Origin of the sequence: Mycobacterium sp. 360MFTsu5.1, from assembly GCF_000383495.1 — a bacterium.
In the GTDB taxonomy this organism is placed as follows: domain Bacteria; phylum Actinomycetota; class Actinomycetes; order Mycobacteriales; family Mycobacteriaceae; genus Mycobacterium; species Mycobacterium mucogenicum_B.
In genome coordinates, this window is record NZ_KB911469.1 from 19,457 (window position 1) to 40,288 (window position 20,832).

The following is a 20,832-nucleotide window of genomic DNA, read 5'->3' on the forward strand; positions in this document are numbered from 1 at the left end:
GGGGCCGATCTCCATAATTCCCGCTGACGTCGATGGAGTTGCCGATGCCGTTCCCCGCCACCCGCTGCGCGGGCATGAGCCATCTCCTCCCGGGTGCACTCAGCCCAAGAGGCCATTTTTGACTAGCGTCAAGTTATGGCGAAAAGCACCGTCACAACCACGATCACCTCCGGGACCGTCGAAGGCTTCACTCAAGATGGGGTGCACCGCTGGCGGTCGATCCCGTACGCCCGCCCACCCATCGGCCCACTGCGATGGCGTGCTCCACAGCCGGCGGAATCGTGGCGCGGAGTTCGCGAGTGCCACGAGTTTCGACACTGTGCATATCAAGAGCGCAAGTACACGATGGTGGGACTCGGCAGATACCAGTCGATGAGCGAGGACTGTCTGACGCTCAACGTGACGGCCCCGGAGGGGTCGGGCGACCAGCCGCTACCGGTGATGGTCTTCATCCACGGCGGCGCTTACATGCTCGGCAGTTCCGCCACACCGCTCTACGACGGCGCCGCCCTCGCGCGCCAAGGATGCGTCTTTGTGTCGGTCAATTACCGCCTCGGCGCGCTGGGCTGCCTCGATCTGTCGTCCTTGTCGACTGCCGATATCACCATCGAGGACAACCTGTACCTGCGCGACGTGGTGTTGGCATTGACCTGGGTGCGCGACAACATTGCGGAGTTCGGGGGCGACGCGGGCAACGTGACCATCTTCGGCGAAAGTGCGGGCGCACATACCGTCGCCACGCTGCTCGCCGTCCCTGCTGCACACGGGCTATTTGCGCGGGCCATTTCTGAGAGTCCGGCAAGTGTGCTGAGCCGAACGCCGGCCGTCGCCGCTGAGTTCGCCTCGCGCTATGCGGAATCGTTGGGCCTACGGGTTACCGATGCGGCTCCTGCACTCATGGACGCCGGACCCGATCAGCTGGTGGCCGCACAACTGTCGTTGACCGACCAGACCACCGAGTTGGGTGCGTTCCCGTTTGGTCCCACTTACGGCACCGACTTCCTGCCCGTCGAACCGGTCGAGGCCATGCGATCTGGCATTGCGTCGCGCGTACCACTGATTGTCGGCACCAATGCCGAGGAGGGGAAGTTGTTCGACCGGATCGTCAAACTCCTTCCGCTGAAACCAAATTCGATCGAACAGCTACTTTCCGACATCGAACCCGATCACAAAGAAAGGATCACTGCGGCCTATCCCGACTATCCCCATCCGGCGGCGTGCGTCCAGCTTGGAGGCGACCTGGTCTTCGGCTCAGCCGCCTGGCAGATCGCTGAGGCACACAGCAGCCACGCCCCCACCTTCCTATATCAGTTCGACTACGCACCCCGGGTGCTCCGCTGGACGGGTCTAGGTGCCACACATGCCACCGAGCTGTTCGCGGTTTTCGACGCGTACCGCAGCCCCGTCGGCAAACTACTGACCGCGGGGGCCGACCGATCCGCAGCGCTTCGTGTCAGCGACGAGATGCAACGACGGTGGCTGGCCTTCAGTCGGTCAGGAGTTCCGGGCCACGACTGGCCTCACTATCGCGCAGATGAGCGTGCCGCCATGGTCTTCGACCGCGAATCACGCGTCGACCACAACCCGCATGCCGTGCGCCGCCAAGCATGGGACGGCTTCTCCCTAGGGCTGCCGACAGCCGGTTAGCGCGACGTGCAGCCAGAAACCGCGCAATTCCAACGCCAATAGCGTTGCTGACATATGTTCATGCCTACTGACGTAACGCCAGGTCAGCCTAGCGAGTCGCGGACGCGTCAGAAGCGCACTGCGAGGTCTTGGGCGACTAGTCTGCGGACGCCCCAGAAGTAGGTCACTAGGGGCATGGTGCACCACAGGACGTTGATCAGGACGAATTTCACCCACATCTGCAATGGCGACGACATACTTTGGAAGTTGTGCGCGATCTCGACGCCGAAGTAGACCGCTGGAAGCGTGACCTCCACGATCATGCCGGCCATGATCAACGACAATTGGATGCTGCTGAACCGCTTGCCATTTCGGAAAAACTGGAGGAGCGCATAGGCTTCGAACAGCCCGACGAATAGGGCGATCCATTCCAGGCAGACGATCAGCGGATCTGCGTTGAGGTAGCGTGCGTCACCCCCGAGCAGGATGGGCGACCACATGTAGGTCCAGATTGATCCGTTCTCTACTCCTGCCCGGATCTGGTCGAAGAGCAGTAGCCACGGCAGTTCCCAAATGAAGCGTGGGATCAGGGCGATGAACACCCACACGATCACCATGGCGCCGAATCGTTCAGCTCGTGTCCGCGCCCGCTGGTCGGCGAAGGCGATCCACGGCAGGACCAGCGCGGTCACGAAGCAGCCGATGACGACGAGCACCATCGCCGTCGAAGCGACCTCATGCGGCAATCCGGCGTGAAATTCCAAGTACCAGAACACCGGGTGTACGGCGAAGAAGAACGCCAGTACTCCGAACAACGCCTTCTGCAGCGACGAGAAGCCGCGGTGGCTGGATGCGCGTCGGATGCCATGGTGTCGGATCGTGTCTGTCATGAACGGGCCTCCACGTTGAGGGGACGGTAGACGATGTGAACCCGGCGCCGTGGGCTGCCGTCGCCGCCGTGTGAAAAACCTTGCGTGACTTACAGAGGCACCCGACTCTAGTTTTATATCATCCGTGATGTTATAACACGTGTTAGGGTTTTCCTGCCGGTTCGGGCGTCTGGGTGACAACGCTGATTGCCGGCGACCGCACGGCCTGCTACGTGGACCGACCTACCTCGAAAGGGGGCTCGAAGTGCAGATTTCGTTCGGTCGACGAGCGAAGGTGCGATTGGCCGCAGCGGCCTTGGCGGCCTCTTTCGTGGCAACCGTAGGCATCACCTACCTGTCGTACCGGGGAACATTCACACCCACCGTCAACGTGACCTTGACATCACCGCGAGCCGGCTTGGTGATGGACCGTGACGCCAAGGTGAAGTTCCTCGGCGTACAGATCGGCAAGGTCTCCCAGATCTCGTACGACGGCGCGTCGGCTCAACTGACCCTTGCCATCCGGACCGACGAGTTGTCCAAAGTTCCAGCCAACGTCACCGCCCGGATTGCCAGCAGCACGATCTTCGGCGCCAAGTCGGTCGAACTGCTTCCACCGGCTCAACCGGCAAGAAGCCGACTCGCGCCGCAAGCGCATTTGCAGGCCGCCGACGTCAGCGTTGAGGTCAACACCCTGTTTCAAACACTGGTCAACACCCTCGACAAGATCGATCCGGTTCAACTCAACACAACACTGACCGCGCTCGGAAATGGCCTGCGCGGCAACGGCAAGCGCATCGGTGACGCCGTCGCGACTCTCGACCAATACCTAGGGACGATCAATCCACACCTGCCGACACTCGAAGACGACGTGCCGAAGGCGAGCACCGTGGGCGACGTCTACAACGCGGCAGCTAACGATCTGGTATCCACCCTGGGCAACATTGCGCCGATCAGCCACACCATCGCCGACGAGCGCGACCAACTCAGCGCCACGTTGCTTGCGGCCACCGGCCTGGCGGATGCCGGCGCGGACACCCTCACCCCTGCCGCGGCCGACCTGATCGCTGCTATTCAGCGGCTGCGCGCTCCGCTGGGGGTCATGAGCCAGTACTCACCCGAATATGGATGCCTCATAACCTCTTTGGCCAAGGCATACAAGAAATTCGGTCCCTACATCGGCGGCACTCAACCAGCCCTGTTCGTCAACGCCGGTTTCATCCCGGGGTCACCGGCCTACACGTATCCGGAGAGTCTGCCGCTGGTCAATGCCTCGGGAGGCCCCAACTGCCGTGGCCTGCCTGATCTTCCGACCAAACAGGGAGCTGGATCCTGGTATCGACCACCGTTCCTGGTGACGGACAACGCCTACGTTCCCTATCAACCCAACACCGAGCTGCAGTTTGACGCTCCCTCCACGCTGCAGTTTCTGTTCAATGGTGCCTACGCCGAACGAGACCGGTACTGATGACTACGCAACGAACCGCTCTGAAAGTCGGCATCTTCACCGCCGTCATGCTGCTGGTGATGGCCGGTCTGATTGTCACCTTCGGCCAGTTTCGATTCGGCTCCGCCAACACCTTTCACGCAGAGTTTGCGTCGGTGTCGCGCCTCAAGACCGGTCAAGACGTGCGTATCGCCGGCATCGCCGTGGGCACGGTCAAGAACATCGCGATCGACGGCGACCACGCCACCGTCACCTTTACCGTGGACAGGCGGCAACAGCTGTACAGCTCCACGCGCGCAGCGATCCGCTACCAGAACTTGACCGGTGACCGATATCTCGAGGTCCTCGCCGGCCCGGGAGAACTACGGAAGCTGCGTGCCGGAGGAACGATCCCGCGGAGCAACACCGAACCAGCACTGGACCTTGACGCATTGCTCGGCGGTCTGCGCCCCGTGCTCAAAGGCCTCAACGGAGCCAAGCTCAACCAAGTCAGTAACGCACTGATCGAACTGCTTCAGGGCAAGGGCGCGACGCTGTCGACCGTGCTGGCCAACACCGCCGAATTCACCCAGACCATCACGAGCCACGATCAGCTCATCGAGCAGGCCATCGACAACCTAACCTCTGTGCTGTCGGCCGCTGATCAGAAAAGCAACGAACTGAGCACCAGTGTCGACCAGCTTCAGCAGCTGATCACCGCACTCAACCGCGGGCGCGACCCAATCACAAACGCATTGCCGCCGTTGGCCGATGCCCAACGCGACCTCACCGATGTGCTCAGCACTGCAAGGCGCCCTTTCCGGGCCATCATCGATGCCTCCGGTCCACTGGCAACGGCACTCGATGACCGCAAGAAGGACGTCAATGCCACCATTGAACCGCTGGCTGAAGACTATCTGCGACTCAGCGCATTAGGCGCCTACGGCTCGTTCTTCAACATCTACTTCTGTTCGGTCAAGATCAAGATCAATGGCCCGGCAGGCAGCGACATTCTGCTGCCCGCCGTCAAACCACCAGCATCGGATCACGGAAGGTGTGACTTTGCCAAATGATCCCGGTGGCCGAGATCCGTTGCGTACCGGCGTTTTCGGCATCGCTATCGTCACGTGCTTGGTGCTGGTGTCCTTCGGTTACACCGGGCTGCCGTTCTGGCCCCAAGGCCGTCACTACACCGCCTACTTCGCTCATGCCGCCGGCATCGCGGACGGCAATCCGGTACAGGTCTACGGATACACCGTGGGACACGTGGATGCCATTGAACTCGACGTTGCCGGCCAGGCCGCCAAGGTCGGTTTCACCGTGGACCGCAAAATCCGCGTCGGTGATCAATCCTTGGTTGCCATCAAGACCGACACGGTGCTCGGGCAACGCTCGATCGAGCTGACGCCCCGCGGCTCGGGACTCATGACCCTTATCCCGCTGGCGCGCACCAACACGCCCTACACCCTCAACAACGCCTTACAAGACCTTGGGCACAACGTCGGCGAGCTCGACCAACCCAAATTCGTTGAAGCACTGCACACCTTGACCGCCGCCATGCGCGACGCCACCCCCCAGGTCCATGCCGCACTCGAAGGCATCACCGCCCTCGCCAGCAGCGTCAACGCGCGAGACGACAAGGTGCAACAGCTGCTGCGCCATGCCGTGTCCCTGTCCCACGTGGTGGCCGAACGCGCGGGCCAAATCAACCAGCTGATCACCGACGGCAACGCCCTATTCGCGGAACTGGCCAGCCGGCGCGACGCCATCGACCAGCTCATCTCGGGCATCAAAAGTCTTGCTGACCAACTGTCCGGCTTCGTCAAAGACAACCAACAGTCCCTGGGGCCCGCTTTGGTCAAGCTGAACCTTGTTCTGGACAATCTCAACGAGCGGCGCCAACACATCTCCCAGGCGTTGACGCGGCTGCCCGCTTACGCCACCGCGCTGGGGGAAGTGGTCGGATCCGGTCCCGGCTTTCAAGCCAACGTCTTTGGTGTTCCGCCCCCACACTCGGTGCCGTCTTGTTGGACTCCTACTTCCAACCCGGAAAACTCCCCGCCAGCTTGGCCGACTTCTTGCGTGGATTCATCACCGACCGCACTATCGTGAGGCCGAAATCACCGTGAGCAGACTCAATGCCGCCCTGCGCCGTCGCTCTGCGGTGATCGCTCTGGTCGTCGTGCTGCTCGGCTCGGCCACAGGCGCGCTGGCGATGCAGTGCTCCAGGACCGCACCGCTGACCATCACCGGCTACTTCGCATCGACGGTGGGCCTGTATCCCGGCGACGAGGTCGAAATCCTCGGCGTGCCAGTAGGATCGGTCACCAGCATCGAACCCGGGCCCGACCACGCGGTGGTGACATTCACCGTCCGTGCCGGCGTTCCCGTGCCCGCCGACGTCACCGCGGTGATCATGGCGCCAAATCTGCTGTCAGCACGCACACTCGAGTTGGCGCCCGTCTACACCACCGGCCCGAAACTGGCCGACCGGACCACCATTCCTATCGCGCGCACCGCGGTCCCAGTCGAATGGGACGATGTCAAAGATCAACTGACCCAACTGGCGTCGCGGCTGGGCCCAGAAAACGGCACCCTGCAAGGGCCGCTGCGTGAAGCGATCGACCAGGCTGCGAACACCTTCGATGACAACGGCCTATCGTTTCGCAACGCGGTGCGCGAACTGTCCCAAACGGCAGGGCGCCTGGGCGATTCGCGTTTCGATCTCGTCGGCACCATCAAGAATCTGCGCACGCTGGTCGACGCATTGTCAGGCAGCAACGAACAGATCGTGCAGTTCACCGACCACGTCGCCTCCCTGTCACAGGTTTTCGCCGACAGCTCTACCGATGTCGCCCGATCGCTGGACGCACTCAGCGGCGCCCTCACCCAGGTCAAATCCTTTCTGGCCAAGAATAATTCGGCCATCAGCGGCCAGGTGGCCAAGTTGACCGACTTCACCTCACTGCTGACCCAACACGACCAAGACATCGAACAGGTGCTGCATGTCGCGCCCAACGCACTGGCGAACTTCTACAACATCTACAACCCCGCACAAGGCTCGATCGGCGCCATTTTGTCCCTGCCGAACTTCGCCAATCCCGTCCAGTTCCTGTGCGCCGGGGTTTTCGACGCCGGCGGGACACCCGACTACTACAAGCGCACCGAGATCTGCCGGCAACGCATGGCCCCGGTTCTGAGACGGATCATGATGAACTTCCCGCCCGTGCTGTTCCATCCGATCAACACCATCACCGCGTACAAGGGCCAAATCACCTACGACACCCCAGCCACCGAAGCCAAGGCCCAAACGCCAGTATCGCAATTGCAATGGCAGCCGCTACCCGGCCCGACCATGCCGACCACGTCCGCGGCGACCGACCTCTCCACCCTGCTCCTGCCCAACCCAACGGCACCTCCAGCGCCAGGTGGCGACATGACCACCGCCGCCCCCGGCGGCGCGGCCATGCCGGCGGTACCCGATCAGCCGTTCTCCGCCACCCCGCCGGTACCGGGACCGCACCAATGAGCACCGCCGCGGCCCGACGCCGCCCGGTGCGGCTGCTCGCGGCACTCGGATCCATCGTCCTTGCGGTCAGCGGATGCGAATTCGGAGGGCTCAACTCGCTCGACATGCCGGGAACACTCGGCCACGACGCCGGATCATTCACCGTCACCGTCGAGCTGCCCGACGTGTCCGCCCTCCCGCAGAACTCGCCCGTCCTCGTCGATGACGTCACCATCGGCAGCGTCTCCGGACAACGCGTCGCGCAACGGCCCGACGGCACGTTCTACGCCGCTCTACAGCTATCGCTGAGCTCGGCGGTGCACCTGCCGGCCAACGCGACCGTTACCCTCGGTCAAACCTCACTGCTGGGATCTCAACACGTCGAACTTGCCGCGCCATCGACTGAGCCACCGGTGGGCGTGCTCAGCAACGGCGCCACCATCCCGGCGCAACGGGCCGGTCGTTACCCCAGCACCGAAGAAGTACTTTCCACCCTGGGCGTGGTCGTCAACAAGGGCAATCTCGGTGCACTACAAGACATCACTGACGAGGCCTACGCCGCAGTCGCCGGGCATGCCGGCCAATTCGCCAACCTGCTCCCACAACTGGCGACACTCACCGCCGCCGTCGACCGACAACGACACAACATCGTCGACGCGATCGAATCGACCAACAGGGTGGCAGCCAAATTCGCTGCCAACGCGCCGACGGTGACCGCCGCATTGGCGGCCCTGCCCGAAGCAACCCAGACCCTCAACGCCAACGCTGGGCGGATCATCGACACCTTCGCCGCGCTGCGGCGTTTCAGCGAGTCCGCCTCGCAAATCCTGACCCAAACCAAAGCCGACATCACCGCCGACCTCACCCACTCCTACGCCGTGATCAAGCCGCTTGCTGACCATGCGCAGGAACTCATCGACGCCCTACCCATCACCGCGACCTACCCGTTTCCGCAGACCGGCATCAAGCAAGCGGTGCGCGGGGACTACCTCAACGCGATCGCCACGTTGGACCTGACCCAACGACGCATGGGCGAGAACATCTTCACCACCTCGCCGCTGGACCCGAACATGAAGCACCTGGACGAAATCCTCAATGCCCCTGACTTTTTGATGGGCGAACAAGCCAACCTGTCCGGACAGGCCGCTGACCCTTTCGCCATACCCGCCGCACCCGATCCCGCCACGGCCGGCACGCGCTGATGCTCACCCGGCTCATTCGATGGCAATTGACCATCTTTGTCGTCGTTTCGATCTTCGCGGTCGGCGCGGTGGCCATCTTTTACCTGCGCGTGCCCGAGGCGCTGGGCATCGGACACTACGACGTCACGGCAGACTTCGCAGCCAGCGGCGGACTGTATCCCAACGCCAACGTCACCTACCGCGGAACCACCGTCGGCCGCGTCACCTCGGTAGACCTGACCGACAAACTCAGCGTCGACGTGCACATGCGTCTCAACTCCGGTATCGCCATACCTGCCAATGTCACCGCTTCAGCCAAGAGCGTCTCGGCGATCGGCGAACAATACGTCGATCTCATGCCGGTATCCGGCAGCCCGCTCGGCTCGGTACTGCACGACGGATCGATCATCGACCGTTCTCACACCGCGCTCAGCGGCGACATTGCGGGACTGCTCCGCCAAGCACAGGGTCTGGTCGACTCCCTGGACCAAAGCAAACTCAAGGACCTGCTGCGCGAAACCGCCGCCGCGTTCAACGGCGCCGGCCCCGACCTCGCACGCCTCGTCAATACCGCCAGCACTCTGCTCGATCAGCTCAGCGCCCACGGCGAGGACACCACCGTCCTGATCGACCGCATGGGCCCGTTCCTTGACGCTCAGATCCGCAGCGGCGCAAACATCACAGCGCTAGCCGACCGGTTGGCCCGCTTCACCACCAACGTGCGCACGGCCGACCCGCAACTGCGATCATTGCTCGACATCGCGCCGGCAGCCGCAACTGCGGCCACAAGCACATTTGACGGCATCCGGCCGTCGTTCCCCATGCTGGCAGCCAACCTCGCCAACTTCGGCCGCATCGGGGTCATCTACCACAAATCGATCGAGCAGACACTGGTCGTCCTTCCCGCCGTTACCGCCGTACTCATCAGCGCCGCAGAACAGCTACCCGCCGATGAAGGCGTCAAAGTCGACTTCAAACTGGGACTGGGCGACCCGCCGCCGTGCAACGTCGGCTTCATCCCACCGACGCTCATCCGATCCCCCGGGGATCAGACTCTGCGCGACCTACCAAAAGATCTCTACTGCAAAGTGCCCCAGAGCTCGTCGGTGGTGGTGCGCGGCGCCCGCAACTACCCTTGCCAAGAATTCCCCGGCAAACGCGCGCCCACGATAGCTCTCTGCCGCGATCCTCAGGGCTACGTACCGATCGGCAATCAAGCCTGGCGTGGACCGGCCGTACCCGAAGACACACCGATCACCGACCCGCGGAACATATTGCCCCCCAATAAATATCCGAATATTCCGCCCGGCGCCGACTACGACCCGGGTCCTCCCGTCACACAGCTGCCACCCGGGGTGGCGCCGGGGCCTGGGCCCGCCGAGTACGCTCCCTACCCCCTACCGGTTCCCCCGGCCACACCCGGCCCTCCGCCCGTGCCACTGCCCTACGACCCTCCAGCAGATCAACACGTTCCGCCGTACGGTCAGCAACCGCCGCAGACTCAACAAGAACCGAACGCCAACGCCCCGACAGGCTGGCGGCCCGCCGGGGTGCCGAATTCGGGGGAAGGTCGATCGCCCGATCCCATGCGGCCTCAACTCGCCACGTACGACTCGGCGAACGGGCTCTTCCAAGACCACACCGGGGGCATCGGCGTATTTGTTGTCGACGACAGCAAGCGCCTGCCCACTGAGAGTTGGATTGACCTCATGCGGGCACCGCGGCAACAAACATGAATGCACTGCCACGACGTTCAGTCATCGCATTGCGGCACCCGCATAGGATCGACGTGTGCAGCCACCGATCACCGCAGGTGTTGCGCCGTCTCGACGATCACGGCGCAACGTGACAGAACCCCACGTCGCCATGCACCGACACTGCTCCCCCAGCAGTCGGATACCCGGGATTGCGCACCGATGACAGCCGGACCCCAAAACCGCATCACGCCACGGCAATCCCGACATCGCAGTCAAGAACGTGCCGAGCGCACGCGGGAACTCGTCATTGAAGAGACGATCCGGTGCATCCGCGAAGAAGGATTTGCCGCTGCCAGCACCAGGCACATCATCGAACGAGCCGGGGTGAGCACCGGGGTCGTCCAATATCACTTTGGCGATCGGGACGGGCTGCTTACCGCCGTCGTTGACCACGCCATCACCTCCCTCGTGAGCTCGGTGAACGATCTCGCTGACGAAGTCGAAGGAATTGCCGAAACCGACGAACGCATGATTGCGCTCGCCGACGCTGCCTGGAAGACCTTCCTCAACCCGGCCAGCATGACGGCCATGGAAATCCTCATCGCCACCAGATCACTGCGGTCGACCCTGGGCATAGAACAACTCGCGAAGCTTCAACCGGGACTGCAACGCATCGCACAACTTATCGGCGCACGCTCGCCCCACGCCAGCGCGATCGCAGACCTCCTGTGGGCGGCGCCGGTCGGCCTCATGGTCGGCCAAATGGTAACCGAGGTGCCCCTACCCACAGAACCGCAACGACAGGCCATGGCACAACTGATGTCCGATCATCTGCGTGCCGCACAGCATGACAGCGCACCGCGGCGTCGGCGTGCCGACCGCCCTCGCTAACAGGATGCGACACGCTCTTCGATCCAGAGCCGTTCTGCACCAACCTGTCGCTGCGTAACGACGGCGGCGCACAGCCCACCGGTTAACGCCCAGGTGATCATCGGTGCTGCCACGAACTTTCTTGTGGCGAAATCAATTCCAGCTCCCAACTCACACTTGTGCTGTAGGACCTCGGACAGCTCAGCTGTCAGCAATGATGACCGCGGCCATCGTTTCTAGGTGTGCGGCCATCGTTCGGCGGCCCAGCGTTCCAGTCTTCATTTGAAGTAGCGCACCCCAGAACACGGTCTCCAGGGTGGTGACAACTTCCGGCCAGGCGCCCGCGCCCAGCGACGCGGTGACGCGCCGGTGCAGTTCCTCGCCGATGCGCGTCCGGATTTCGGCCACGTTGCCGTCCTCCCCCAGCAGGGCGCGGGTGCACACGACTGCCAACTGGGCTTCGTCGTCGAAAATCTCGGTGATCAATCGCAGCTGTTCACTGACGCGGCTGGCTGCGGGAATCGACGGGTCCACGTTCAGCGGCAGGTGTCTAATGCGGTCCAGATAGACATTGGCAAACACCGCGTCGATCGACGGAAAGTGTGCGCGCAGTGCCGTCGGTGTGATCCGCGCGTGCGTCGCCAGTTCCGGCACTGTAGGGGCGCCCTCGGACCCCGAAGCCTGATCGGCCAAGGCGGTGGCCGCACCCAACACACGACGCCGCGTCAGGACTCGCTGCCGATCCGGATCCCGCCGGAACACTCCGGGTAGCACCGCGATACTGGACATGTGTCCAGCCTATCCGACGGAACCAGAAGCGGCAACAGCTGCGGAAAAACGGCGATACAGCTGACTCTTTCACGCGGAGGCGGCAATCAATATCCACAGGCGCTGTCAATTAGGTGCCGACACAGCCTCACCAAATCAGACACTTGTCCAGTATCATTGTCTTCGTTCACTGAGCTGGTCTGGAGAGGTGGGATCGTGGCATACGTCATCACGCAGAACTGCTGCAAGGACGCGAGCTGCATTCCGGTGTGCCCGGTCGACTGCATCCGCCCGGCGCCCAGCGGCGGAGGATTCGACGCCGCCGAGATGCTGTACATCGACCCGGACAGCTGCATCGACTGCGGCGCCTGCTTTGACGAATGCCCGGTCGACGCAATCCATTACGACGACGATCTGCCGCCGCACCTGGAGCGCTTCAAGCAGCTCAGTGCCGACTATTTCGCCCTGCACCCGCTACAGGCCGATCCCACACCCGAACCGGCGCGCCACTCGCCGGTGCGACCGGGCGCGTTGCGTGTGGCAGTAGTTGGCGCCGGCCCGGCGGCCTGCTACGCCGCAGCCGAACTGATCGGCACCGACGGCGTGGAAATTGACATGTTCGAGCGGTTGCCCACACCATTCGGACTGATCCGGGCCGGCGTCGCGCCCGATCACCAGCGCACGAAATCGGTAGTGCGCCTGTTTGATTCGGTTCTCGCCAACGACCGCGTGAGCTGCCACTTCAATGTTGAAGTCGAACGGGATGTCACTCACGACGAACTCTTGGCCTCACACCATGCGGTCATCTATGCGGTGGGCGCATCGGACACCCGTGCCCTCGGGCTCCCCGGCGAGGACCTTGCCGGCAGCCACCCGGCCGCGGACTTCGTCGGTTGGTACAACGGCCACCCCGACCATTCGTCCCACCACTTCGAGCTGACCGGCCGGCGCGCGGTGGTGATCGGCAACGGAAACGTCGCGCTGGATGTCGCTCGCGTACTCACGATGGGTCCGGTCGAGCTTGCCGGCACCGATATTGCGGAACATGCGCTCGACGCCCTGCATGCCAGCAGCATCGACGAGGTGGTGATCCTGGCGCGTCGCGGGCTTGCCGATGCCGCGTTCTCGGTCAGCGAGTTCCTGGCTCTGGGCCATCTGCCAGACGTGGACGTTGTCATTGAAGGCGACCCCATTGATGAGGATGCCGCAGTTGACTTCGATTCCGCGAACAAGATTGCCATCGCCCGCGAGTACGCAGCGTGTCCCATCACCCCGGGACATAAGCGGATCGTGTTCAGATTCGGCGCCAGACCGGTTGAAATCGTTGGTTCCCAGCACGTTACGGCGCTGGTCCTCGATGACGGGGAGGTCCTGGAGACGTCGCTGCTGCTGCGGTCGATCGGCTATCGCGGCATCCCGATTGACGGTGTGCCCTTCGACCCGGCACGGGGCGTGGTGCCCAACAACCAGGGTCGGGTTGTCGACGATTCGGATGCGCCGGTTCCCGGGGTGTATGTCACCGGCTGGATCAAGCGGGGTCCGCGCGGCGTGATCGGTAGCAATCGCGTATGCGCGGCGGAGACGGTGGCATCGCTGTGGGACGACTTCGATTCCGGCACTCTGGGTCGAGATGTCCTGCAGCGGGACGTGTTACGCAGCCTGCTGACCGAGCGCGGTGTGATACGACTCGATTGGGACGGCTGGCGTGCCATCGACGCGTCGGAGTGCGAGCGGGGCCGAGCCGCCGGCCGTCACCGTTCGAAGCTGGTGTCGCGCCACGAGCTGATTGCCGCCGCATTGGCTCGCGATTGAGCTCGACGGTGGGCCGCACGCACGTCGCTGTAGACGTGCGTGCGGCCCGACCGATTTGACCGAAACGGTTTGAGGATGCCGGGGGCTACGAGTAGGTGACGTCGAGTCGCTTGACGCCGTTGATCCAGCCCGAGCGCAACCGTTCGGGCTCGCCGAGCTTGGCGATGTTGGGAATCTGGTTGGCGATCTCGTCGAAGATGAGCTTGATTTCCATCCGGGCAAGGTTCGCGCCGATGCAGTAATGCGCGCCGTTTCCTCCGAATGCCAAGTGTGGATTGGGGTTACGGAGAATGTTGAACTCGAACGGCTTGTCGAAGACGTCCTCGTCGAAGTTCGCAGAACTGTAGAACAGACCGACCCGCTGACCCGCCTTGATGTGTGCGCCGCCGAGTTCGACGTCCGCACTGGCCGTGCGCTGGAAGCAGTGCACCGGCGTCGCCCATCGGATGATCTCGTCAACGGCGGTGTCGGGGCGCTGTTCTTTGAACAGCTCCCACTGATCCGGGTGCTCGAAGAAGGCATTGATGCCGTGCGTCATGGCATTTCGGGTGGTTTCGTTGCCGGCGACGGCAAGCAAGATGACGAAGAAAGCGAACTCGACCTCGCCCAACGCCTCGCCGTCAACGTCGGCTTCGATCAGCCGTGTGACGATGTCGTCGGCCGGGCACCGACGGCGGTCTTCAGCCATGCTGTATGCGTAACCCATGATCTCGGCGTTTGCGGCCGTCGGATCGCCGGCGAACTCCGGGTCATCGGTGTTCATGATCGCGTTGGTCCAGTCGAACAGCTTCTCGCGGTCAGCCTCGGGCACCCCGATGAGATCCGCAATTGCCAAGAGCGGCAACTTCATCGCGATGTCATGGACGAAATCACCGGTGTCCTTCGCAGCGGCCTCGGCGACTATGTCGTGCGCGGCGGCGGCGAGCTTGCTTTCCAGCGTCACGATAGCGCGCGGAGTGAACAGCCGTGAGACCAACTTGCGCAGCCGTGTGTGCTCGGGTGCATCGTGATTGATCAACAGCGCTTTGGTGAGTTCCAGTTGATCGGCAGTCACGCCATCAGGCAGGCGCATCACCGCTCCCTTGCGGTTGGTTGACCACAGGTCGCCGTCGCGGGAGATCGCCTTGATGTGCTCGTGCCGGCTCACCACCCAGTAGCCGCCATCGTCAAAGATCGATTCAGGCTGCTCGTTCCACCAGACCGGAGCCGTCTGCCGAAGATGCGCGAACTCGTTGATCGGAATCCCCTTCAACAGCACCTCGGGATCAAATGACTTCGCCAGCCGCGCAAGCGAATCAGGCGCTGCTGGAAGACAGCGACCGCTGCCACGCCAGGAGACTCGCCACCCCGATGGTCTCCAGTGCTATCGCTGCCACCGCAACCGGGTGCGGTCGTCCGCGTTGTTGCCACGAACGGATTCGGGCCAGGCCACCAATGAACGTGGTTGACAACGAGAACGTCACTGTCCGCGACCGCTCGACACGTCCGAGCTGGGGCCACATCATGAGCGCCATCGCGAACTTGAACACATTGGCATATCGAAGCGAACTGTCCACTGTGGGCGGCACTTCCGGAGATCCCCCTGGCACACCCTGAGCGCCACGAGCGATCTCACCGACCGCGCTGGCCATCGGTATCACCGTCAGCGCCGCGAGAGTCCACTGCAGCCCACGACGACTCCGACCATTGCCAGGTTGCGACACCGCGCGCGGGTACTCCATGTTCATGTTCCTCATTTCGATGTCGTTGCGGCGGCCAGGATCGCGTCGGTGACCGCGGCCGGGGTGACCGCGAAGGTGAGCTTCTGAGTGCGACTGAGGGTGTCGAGCAGGTAGCGACGTTTGGGATGCCTGGATGTCAGCGCGTGATGGACCGCCTTGGTGACTCGCTTGGGGTCGGCGGCAAGTTTCTGCATACGGCCCATCAGCTTCCGGCTACCGGCCAGATGCGCCGCGTATAGCTGGCGATTCGCCTCGGACAGCTGATTGGTCATGCGGTCGTAGTCGTCGAGTGCGCTGCCCCACATATCGGTGCGGATCGGGCCGGGCTCGATAAGCGAGACCGGAATCTTCCACGGGCGCAACTCCATTCGCAGCGCATCAGCCAACGATTCGATCGCATACTTCGACGCGTTGTACGCGCCGGTGCCCGGAGTTGTGATGAGCCCGCTAACCGAAGACATGAACACCAACCGCCCACCGGCTTCACGGATTTTCGGCAGCACCGCCTGGGTCACCGCGATCTGGGAGATCACGTTGACGTCGAGCTGACCAGTCAGGTCATCCAGCGACAGCCCCTCCACCGGCCCGTTCACGATGATCCCCGCGTTGTTGACCAGGCCATCCAGACCCGCCGGCAGCCGAGCGGGCAGCGCGGCGATATCGGAACGGTCTGTGATGTCCAGCGGGATCGGATGCACATTCGGCAATCGACTCAGGCTGTGCAGCGCAGCATCAGAGCGAGCGGTGGCATATACGTCCCAGCCACGCGAACTCATGCTCTCGGCGATCGCCAACCCGATGCCTCTCCCGGCGCCGGTAACCAAAACAGAAGGCATTTTTCAATCTCTTCTCTCGTCGACACGTCGACAGGTCAGGGAACGGGCGAAGATCCGTCCCGCGCCGCTTCAATAGCGATCGTTATGGTAACGTACGTTATGCTAGTGAAGACGGCATGTCAATCGACAAAGAGGTGCTGATTGTGCGGTATCCACCGGACCACAAAGAGAAGCTCCGCGCTGCGCTGCTGGAAGCCGCAGTTGAACAGATGAAGGTCAACGGCTTCATGGGGATCGGCGTTGACGGCATCGCCAGCGCCGCCGGCGTCACCTCTGGGGCCGTCTACTCAAACTTCACCAACAAGGCTGGGTTGCTCACCGCGATCATCGAGACGTACCTCGGCCAGTTCTCAGACGCACCCGACTCGCCGCAGGACGACATAGACGGGTTGAAGGACTTCCTGGCCTACTACATCGGCAACACGCACTGTATGGATGTCGAAAGAGGTTGCGTAATGCCAGCATTGAGCGAAGACGTGGCCAGACACCCAGCCGCCCAAGAAGTCTACGATCGCCAGGCCACCGCCTTTGCCACTCGAATCGCCAACGCCCTCGGCGGCGAACGTCAGCAGGCTCAACAAAGCGCATGGAGCCTCGTCGCCCTGATGGTCGGCGCGGTAACAGTGGCGCGCGCGATGGTTCCCGGCAGCCATTCACAACAACAAGCACTGCAGGCGGGACTTTCCGCTGCCATGGCCATTGTCGACGGCGACGCTCCTGTGCCGACATGATCGGGCACCACCGAGCCTAACCGACGAGTATCCATTAACCCGGCCGGCCGCCCTCGCGGCTTGATCAAGACAAGCCGCGTCAATGCCAATAATGCTGATGCACTGAGCTATTCATAGCCCAAGACAGCAACGTCCAGGCCCGTTGTTGCACCACATTATGCGGAAGCCCCTACGCGATGCCCGGGCCGGCTACACCGAGGCAACAGGCACCGGCGCTCAGTCGGGTATGCGGGTAGGCAGGCTGCCGACGTGACGTCTCATCGAGTCGGCAAGTAGGTTTTTCTCATCCAGCTGGCAAAAAGCCGTAACGGTACGGTTGTGCAGACCCGAGGTCACCTGCCCGGCCGGCGGGCCTACCGTCAACCCCAAACACCTTGTCTTTATGGCATTTTGAGCCTAAAAGGACTCTAACTTGCGCGTGGCGGTCGAATCCGTCCTGCCCGATCAGCACGTGGCAACCGACGGCGCCCGCGGCGCGGCGCCGACAACGACGCCAACACCCAGCCTGATCGATCCCGCAGTGCTGTCCGAAATCGATGCAGACACCGTCGATCCTGACGAGCGCGGGATCGTCTCGACGCTGCTGTTCGCAAACAAGCTCGTCGACATTCTCGCGCAGGTCGTCACGCGATTCCGCCGAAAGACCGACCACGGCGTCTATCCGACAGTTGTCGAGGAAATTCTGCGCGCGTTCTATCTGGGCAACGTCGACGGATCCATCTGGGCGGCGATGAAGGATCAGACGGCCGCGGCGTTAGGCGAGGATCGCGGCGCGCGGCTGCTCTTCGACGGCATCGCCGCCGCGGAGGACGACTCGAGCTATCCGCGGATCATGCTCGTCGGGCACAGCGCCGGCGGCGTATTCATCGACAACTTCATCGCTGAACTAGCGCGCGGGCACACCCGTGGCTACCGGCAGTGGCCCGAGTCGCCGCGGTTCCGGGTAGCGCTGCTCGCGCCTGCCAACACCTACACCTCTTTCGCGTCGACGCTGGCCACCGCTGACCGGTATATCGAATACCTGCGGATGTTCACAATGCCCGATGATGCTGAACAACAGGACCGGCTCGCCGGCGCGTTTTACCCGCGTTCGTTGCTTTACTTTGTCTCGGGCGTGCTCGAACGCGACCAATCGGGCGGCTCGATCGTGGCGCCATTGACCGGCCTTGCGCGCTACCTCGATGCAACGTCTAAAAAGCCGAGGTCGCTCGTTGGAACGCGCGACTATTTGGCGGGCCGCGTTGTGCTCTCGCCGACCGCCGCTGGCGCTGCGCCCGGTCGCGCCGCCGCCGCCAACACACATGGCGATTTCGACGACGACGCACTCGTGTTAAACAGCGTACAAGAAATGATCAGGGAGTGGCGATGAACCGCTATCACTACGCGATCGGGGTCGGAATCACCAACTACCCGAACTACTCGAGCCTCAAGGCCCTTGCCGGTCCGGTAAACGATGCCAACGCCTTTCGCGACTGGCTCGAAAACGAGGGCGGTGTTCCTGTAAAGAACATTGAACAGCTGACGACCCCGATCGGCGCGCCGACTCCTGGCGCTGCCCAACCGGTCAAAGGCCAGCTCGATGACGCAATGGAGCGCCTTCACGACAAAATTGAGGCCGACACCGCACACGACCCCGCGCTGTGGCACCAGTCGCGTCTCTATGTCTTCTTGGCAGGGCACGGCATCATTCCCCGAGGCGGCGAAAGCGCACTGTTGCTGGCCAACACGCGCCAAGGGCGTCACGAGAATTTCGAAGTCAGCCAGTACGTGAATTGGTATCACTATCACGGCGGCATTTTCAAGGAGATCGTCTTCTTCACTGACTGCTGCCGAAACCGATTCGATAAAACCCCGCCCAGTGTTCCGCCCTTCGACTTGACTGATGGGACATGTCCGACAGTGTTCACCATGGGTGGATATGCCTGTGCCCCAGGCACTCCCGCCTATGACCAAAAAGAAGCTCAGACCCCCGCAAACGAGCGGCGCGGGTATTTCACTCAGGCGCTGCTGCGAGGCCTACGTGGTGGCGCACAGATCGACCTAGCCGAAGGCGTCATCACCGGACAGACCTTGGCGACGTACGTGCAGTTCGCGGTCCGGCACACCACCAGCCACAAACCCATACCTCAGCACGTAACGACACCGACCTCCGATCAGGGGTACCCGATCCGTTTCGGCGCGCCAACCACAATTCCAATGAATCAGGCGACGATTAGTATTCCTCCGGCGTTTGCCCGCGAGGTGGAGCTGCGCGACCCTACCGGAAAGCGTCATAAGTGGGCGAACGGCCCCACGCCCTGGCCGATGACGGGGCCCGATGGCCTCTATGGCGTGGTCGAGGTCTCAACAATGAGCGGCTCCGCATTCCAGGACGACGGACGGTTCGCCGTAATCGGAGACACCCATGTCCAGCTTTGAGCCATCGACTGCGGGCACCAGCCTGCTCGTGCTGACCGGCGCGCTTCCCGGCACCTGGCTCGAGGTGATCGATAGCCAGGTGCGTTCCATTTGCGCCGGCTGGGACTACCTGAATATCACTGTGCCGAAGGAGTTTACGAAGTCCACGCGTCGGCCGGCGGCGAAGAGGAATCAGTAATGCTCACCATTGGGCCTGACGAAGAAGTCCACCGCGAGATCAGCGTAGATTTCCCGACCGTGGCGCCACTAGCAGCGAGCTCGCCACCCGACCACAGTACATTCGCCGAATGGCTCAGCGGCGCTATCCGGTCTGACCGCGATGCAGCCGGGCTGGTAGTGGTCCTGCGCAACAATGATGACGGCCCGAAACTTCTTGTCGACAGCATCGAACTCCTCGACAGCCGCCTTGAGCGAGTGCACGAATGGGATTCGCGCTGGGTTCTCGGCGGTAACGACATCGCCGGCAAAGCGACTCTGTTAGCGCCAGGCCTGTAAATCCTGCGTACACAGCCCCACCAGGAGCCGGGTCGTGAAGACATCGTGCTGACCGACCAGACCATTTGGCTCTCGCCGGGCTGGCAGACGTTGGCTTTTCTGCCGAACGGCGACGCCGGGGCACGCGCCTGTCAGATGGCGGTTCAGATGAGTCCGTTGTCGCGACCATGGCAGTCCGATGCCAGGGACGCACGTGTGGTCGAAGCGCTCTTTGCGGGCATCAGCGCGGGCGAGCTCGACGTGGCTCCCAGCGTGCTGGGGCTTGCCCGGACAAAGTTCGAGATCAACCCAATGCTGGCGGTCACGGCGCAGCAATTGGTGAGGTTGGGCTCGGCTGAGCACGGCGAGTCACCTGAACTGCTCGATGGGCTAAGCAACCTTCTCGGCTACCACCCCGATATTGCTGCGGTGCGTTCCCCTCTTCTCGGGAGAATCACCCGCAATCGCGCCGAGGTGCCCTGGCCGCCGATGTTTGATTCGTCGTACCGCAAGTTCCTGCTAAGTGCCGCTCAGCTCTGCGACAACGTGATCGGCGAGGATAGCCCCGCAGAGCGAATCGCACCGTTTCTCAACAACACTGGACCGTGGCTACGTTGGGACGGCACCGGTGAAATCCTCTCCCACCAGGCCCAGACCACAGACCCGTTGGCGTGGTGTGATCCACACTGGAGCTGGGACTCTGAGCGGCGCGGCAGTGTCCCGTCGGCCGCACTGCGCCAGATCGAAGACGCTATCGGCGATATCGCTGACTTCCGGCATGTCGAAGGGCGCGATGTCGTCGGCACCCTCGGCGTCGCCAGGCTCGCCGAACTGCTGCGAATGCCCAAATCGCCTGTTCGATAAGCACTTTCGGAATTGTGCCCACAGAAGGCCT

The 20,832-nt window shown here is 62.8% G+C and carries 19 protein-coding genes and 1 pseudogene; 15 read left to right on the top strand and 5 right to left on the bottom strand.

Annotated features, from left to right (window positions below; translation table 11 throughout):
• The first annotated feature begins 135 nt into the window (after nt 1-135).
• The gene (locus H289_RS0119155) at nt 136-1,647 is read left to right on the top strand and encodes a carboxylesterase/lipase family protein (protein ID WP_029105449.1); all 1,512 of its coding nucleotides are present in this window, start codon (nt 136-138) and stop codon (nt 1,645-1,647) included.
• 107 nt (nt 1,648-1,754) lie between these two features.
• On the opposite strand, the gene H289_RS0119160 is transcribed toward H289_RS0119155, so the two are convergent.
• Entirely contained in the window at nt 1,755-2,516 is a 762-nt protein-coding gene (locus tag H289_RS0119160) for a membrane protein (protein ID WP_020102433.1), read from the bottom strand.
• A 244-nt stretch (nt 2,517-2,760) separates the two neighbouring features.
• On the opposite strand from H289_RS0119160, the gene H289_RS0119165 reads away from it, so the two are divergent.
• The 7 genes and pseudogenes from H289_RS0119165 to H289_RS0119195 all read left to right on the top strand — a co-directional run bounded on the left by H289_RS0119165 (nt 2,761) and on the right by H289_RS0119195 (nt 11,198).
• Nucleotides 2,761-3,963, top strand: coding sequence for an MCE family protein (locus H289_RS0119165; RefSeq protein WP_020102434.1), 1,203 nt, complete (start codon nt 2,761-2,763; stop codon nt 3,961-3,963).
• On the top strand, nt 3,963-4,994 hold the full coding sequence (locus tag H289_RS0119170) for an MCE family protein (protein ID WP_020102435.1): 1,032 nt from the start codon (nt 3,963-3,965) through the stop codon (nt 4,992-4,994). The genes H289_RS0119165 and H289_RS0119170 overlap by 1 nt, the downstream gene beginning before the upstream one ends.
• Nucleotides 4,984-6,050 (top strand): annotated as a pseudogene (locus tag H289_RS30850) (MCE family protein). Before H289_RS0119170 ends, H289_RS30850 begins: the two are co-directional and overlap by 11 nt.
• Nucleotides 6,047-7,450 (top strand): MCE family protein, encoded by a 1,404-nt coding sequence (locus H289_RS0119180; protein WP_029105451.1) that lies wholly within the window; start codon nt 6,047-6,049, stop codon nt 7,448-7,450. Before H289_RS30850 ends, H289_RS0119180 begins: the two are co-directional and overlap by 4 nt.
• On the top strand, nt 7,447-8,631 hold the full coding sequence (locus H289_RS0119185; protein ID WP_020102437.1) for an MCE family protein: 1,185 nt from the start codon (nt 7,447-7,449) through the stop codon (nt 8,629-8,631). Before H289_RS0119180 ends, H289_RS0119185 begins: the two co-directional genes overlap by 4 nt.
• Nucleotides 8,631-10,346 (top strand): MCE family protein, encoded by a 1,716-nt coding sequence (locus H289_RS0119190; RefSeq protein ID WP_020102438.1) that lies wholly within the window; start codon nt 8,631-8,633, stop codon nt 10,344-10,346. Before H289_RS0119185 ends, H289_RS0119190 begins: the two co-directional genes overlap by 1 nt.
• Nucleotides 10,347-10,526: 180 nt before the next feature.
• On the top strand, nt 10,527-11,198 hold the full coding sequence (locus H289_RS0119195; RefSeq protein ID WP_029105452.1) for a TetR/AcrR family transcriptional regulator: 672 nt from the start codon (nt 10,527-10,529) through the stop codon (nt 11,196-11,198).
• Nucleotides 11,199-11,378: 180 nt separating this feature from the next.
• Here the strand turns inward: H289_RS0119195 and H289_RS0119200 are convergent, their stop codons facing one another.
• Nucleotides 11,379-11,831, bottom strand: coding sequence for a hypothetical protein (locus H289_RS0119200; protein WP_020102440.1), 453 nt, complete (start codon nt 11,829-11,831; stop codon nt 11,379-11,381).
• Nucleotides 11,832-12,161: 330 nt separating this feature from the next.
• On the opposite strand from H289_RS0119200, the gene H289_RS0119205 reads away from it, so the two are divergent.
• Nucleotides 12,162-13,757, top strand: coding sequence for an FAD-dependent oxidoreductase (locus tag H289_RS0119205; RefSeq protein WP_020102441.1), 1,596 nt, complete (start codon nt 12,162-12,164; stop codon nt 13,755-13,757).
• An 85-nt stretch (nt 13,758-13,842) separates the two neighbouring features.
• Here the strand turns inward: H289_RS0119205 and H289_RS0119210 are convergent, their stop codons facing one another.
• Genes H289_RS0119210 through H289_RS0119220 form a run of 3 tightly spaced genes read right to left on the bottom strand, consistent with a single transcriptional unit; the run spans nt 13,843 to nt 16,314 of the window.
• Entirely contained in the window at nt 13,843-15,015 is a 1,173-nt protein-coding gene (locus H289_RS0119210; RefSeq protein WP_020102442.1) for a cytochrome P450, read from the bottom strand.
• 37 nt (nt 15,016-15,052) lie between these two features.
• Nucleotides 15,053-15,493: a DUF4345 domain-containing protein gene (locus H289_RS32530; RefSeq protein WP_231388077.1), complete on the bottom strand. Its 441-nt coding sequence runs from the start codon at nt 15,491-15,493 to the stop codon at nt 15,053-15,055.
• Nucleotides 15,490-16,314, bottom strand: coding sequence for an SDR family oxidoreductase (locus H289_RS0119220; RefSeq protein ID WP_029105456.1), 825 nt, complete (start codon nt 16,312-16,314; stop codon nt 15,490-15,492). The genes H289_RS32530 and H289_RS0119220 overlap by 4 nt, the downstream gene beginning before the upstream one ends.
• A 116-nt stretch (nt 16,315-16,430) precedes the next feature.
• Here H289_RS0119220 and H289_RS0119225 point away from each other — a divergent pair, with 116 nt between their 5' ends.
• The 6 genes from H289_RS0119225 to H289_RS0119250 all read left to right on the top strand — a co-directional run bounded on the left by H289_RS0119225 (nt 16,431) and on the right by H289_RS0119250 (nt 20,801).
• Nucleotides 16,431-17,045: a TetR/AcrR family transcriptional regulator gene (locus H289_RS0119225; RefSeq protein WP_020102445.1), complete on the top strand. Its 615-nt coding sequence runs from the start codon at nt 16,431-16,433 to the stop codon at nt 17,043-17,045.
• 418 nt (nt 17,046-17,463) lie between these two features.
• Nucleotides 17,464-18,414: a hypothetical protein gene (locus H289_RS0119230; protein ID WP_020102446.1), complete on the top strand. Its 951-nt coding sequence runs from the start codon at nt 17,464-17,466 to the stop codon at nt 18,412-18,414.
• On the top strand, nt 18,411-19,463 hold the full coding sequence (locus tag H289_RS0119235) for a caspase family protein (RefSeq protein ID WP_155944182.1): 1,053 nt from the start codon (nt 18,411-18,413) through the stop codon (nt 19,461-19,463). The genes H289_RS0119230 and H289_RS0119235 overlap by 4 nt, the downstream gene beginning before the upstream one ends.
• Nucleotides 19,450-19,641: a hypothetical protein gene (locus H289_RS33105; RefSeq protein ID WP_155944183.1), complete on the top strand. Its 192-nt coding sequence runs from the start codon at nt 19,450-19,452 to the stop codon at nt 19,639-19,641. Before H289_RS0119235 ends, H289_RS33105 begins: the two co-directional genes overlap by 14 nt.
• The gene (locus tag H289_RS0119245) at nt 19,641-19,958 is read left to right on the top strand and encodes a hypothetical protein (protein WP_020102449.1); all 318 of its coding nucleotides are present in this window, start codon (nt 19,641-19,643) and stop codon (nt 19,956-19,958) included. The genes H289_RS33105 and H289_RS0119245 overlap by 1 nt, the downstream gene beginning before the upstream one ends.
• Before the next feature lie 45 nt (nt 19,959-20,003).
• Nucleotides 20,004-20,801 (top strand): hypothetical protein, encoded by a 798-nt coding sequence (locus H289_RS0119250; RefSeq protein WP_020102450.1) that lies wholly within the window; start codon nt 20,004-20,006, stop codon nt 20,799-20,801.
• The last annotated feature ends 31 nt before the right edge of the window (nt 20,802-20,832 follow it).

What these genes read in the sequence shown, in the direction of transcription:
- H289_RS0119160 (WP_020102433.1), bottom strand. Translation starts at nt 2,516, where the DNA reads ATGACAGACACGATCCGACACCATGGCATCCGACGCGCATCCAGCCAC.
- H289_RS33105 (WP_155944183.1), top strand. Translation starts at nt 19,450, where the DNA reads ATGTCCAGCTTTGAGCCATCGACTGCGGGCACCAGCCTGCTCGTGCTG.
- H289_RS0119170 (WP_020102435.1), top strand. Translation starts at nt 3,963, where the DNA reads ATGACTACGCAACGAACCGCTCTGAAAGTCGGCATCTTCACCGCCGTC.
- H289_RS0119185 (WP_020102437.1), top strand. Translation starts at nt 7,447, where the DNA reads ATGAGCACCGCCGCGGCCCGACGCCGCCCGGTGCGGCTGCTCGCGGCA.
- H289_RS32530 (WP_231388077.1), bottom strand. Translation starts at nt 15,493, where the DNA reads ATGAGGAACATGAACATGGAGTACCCGCGCGCGGTGTCGCAACCTGGC.
- H289_RS0119155 (WP_029105449.1), top strand. Translation starts at nt 136, where the DNA reads ATGGCGAAAAGCACCGTCACAACCACGATCACCTCCGGGACCGTCGAA.
- H289_RS0119235 (WP_155944182.1), top strand. Translation starts at nt 18,411, where the DNA reads ATGAACCGCTATCACTACGCGATCGGGGTCGGAATCACCAACTACCCG.
- H289_RS0119190 (WP_020102438.1), top strand. Translation starts at nt 8,631, where the DNA reads ATGCTCACCCGGCTCATTCGATGGCAATTGACCATCTTTGTCGTCGTT.
- H289_RS0119195 (WP_029105452.1), top strand. Translation starts at nt 10,527, where the DNA reads ATGACAGCCGGACCCCAAAACCGCATCACGCCACGGCAATCCCGACAT.
- H289_RS0119245 (WP_020102449.1), top strand. Translation starts at nt 19,641, where the DNA reads ATGCTCACCATTGGGCCTGACGAAGAAGTCCACCGCGAGATCAGCGTA.
- H289_RS0119225 (WP_020102445.1), top strand. Translation starts at nt 16,431, where the DNA reads ATGTCAATCGACAAAGAGGTGCTGATTGTGCGGTATCCACCGGACCAC.
- H289_RS0119220 (WP_029105456.1), bottom strand. Translation starts at nt 16,314, where the DNA reads ATGCCTTCTGTTTTGGTTACCGGCGCCGGGAGAGGCATCGGGTTGGCG.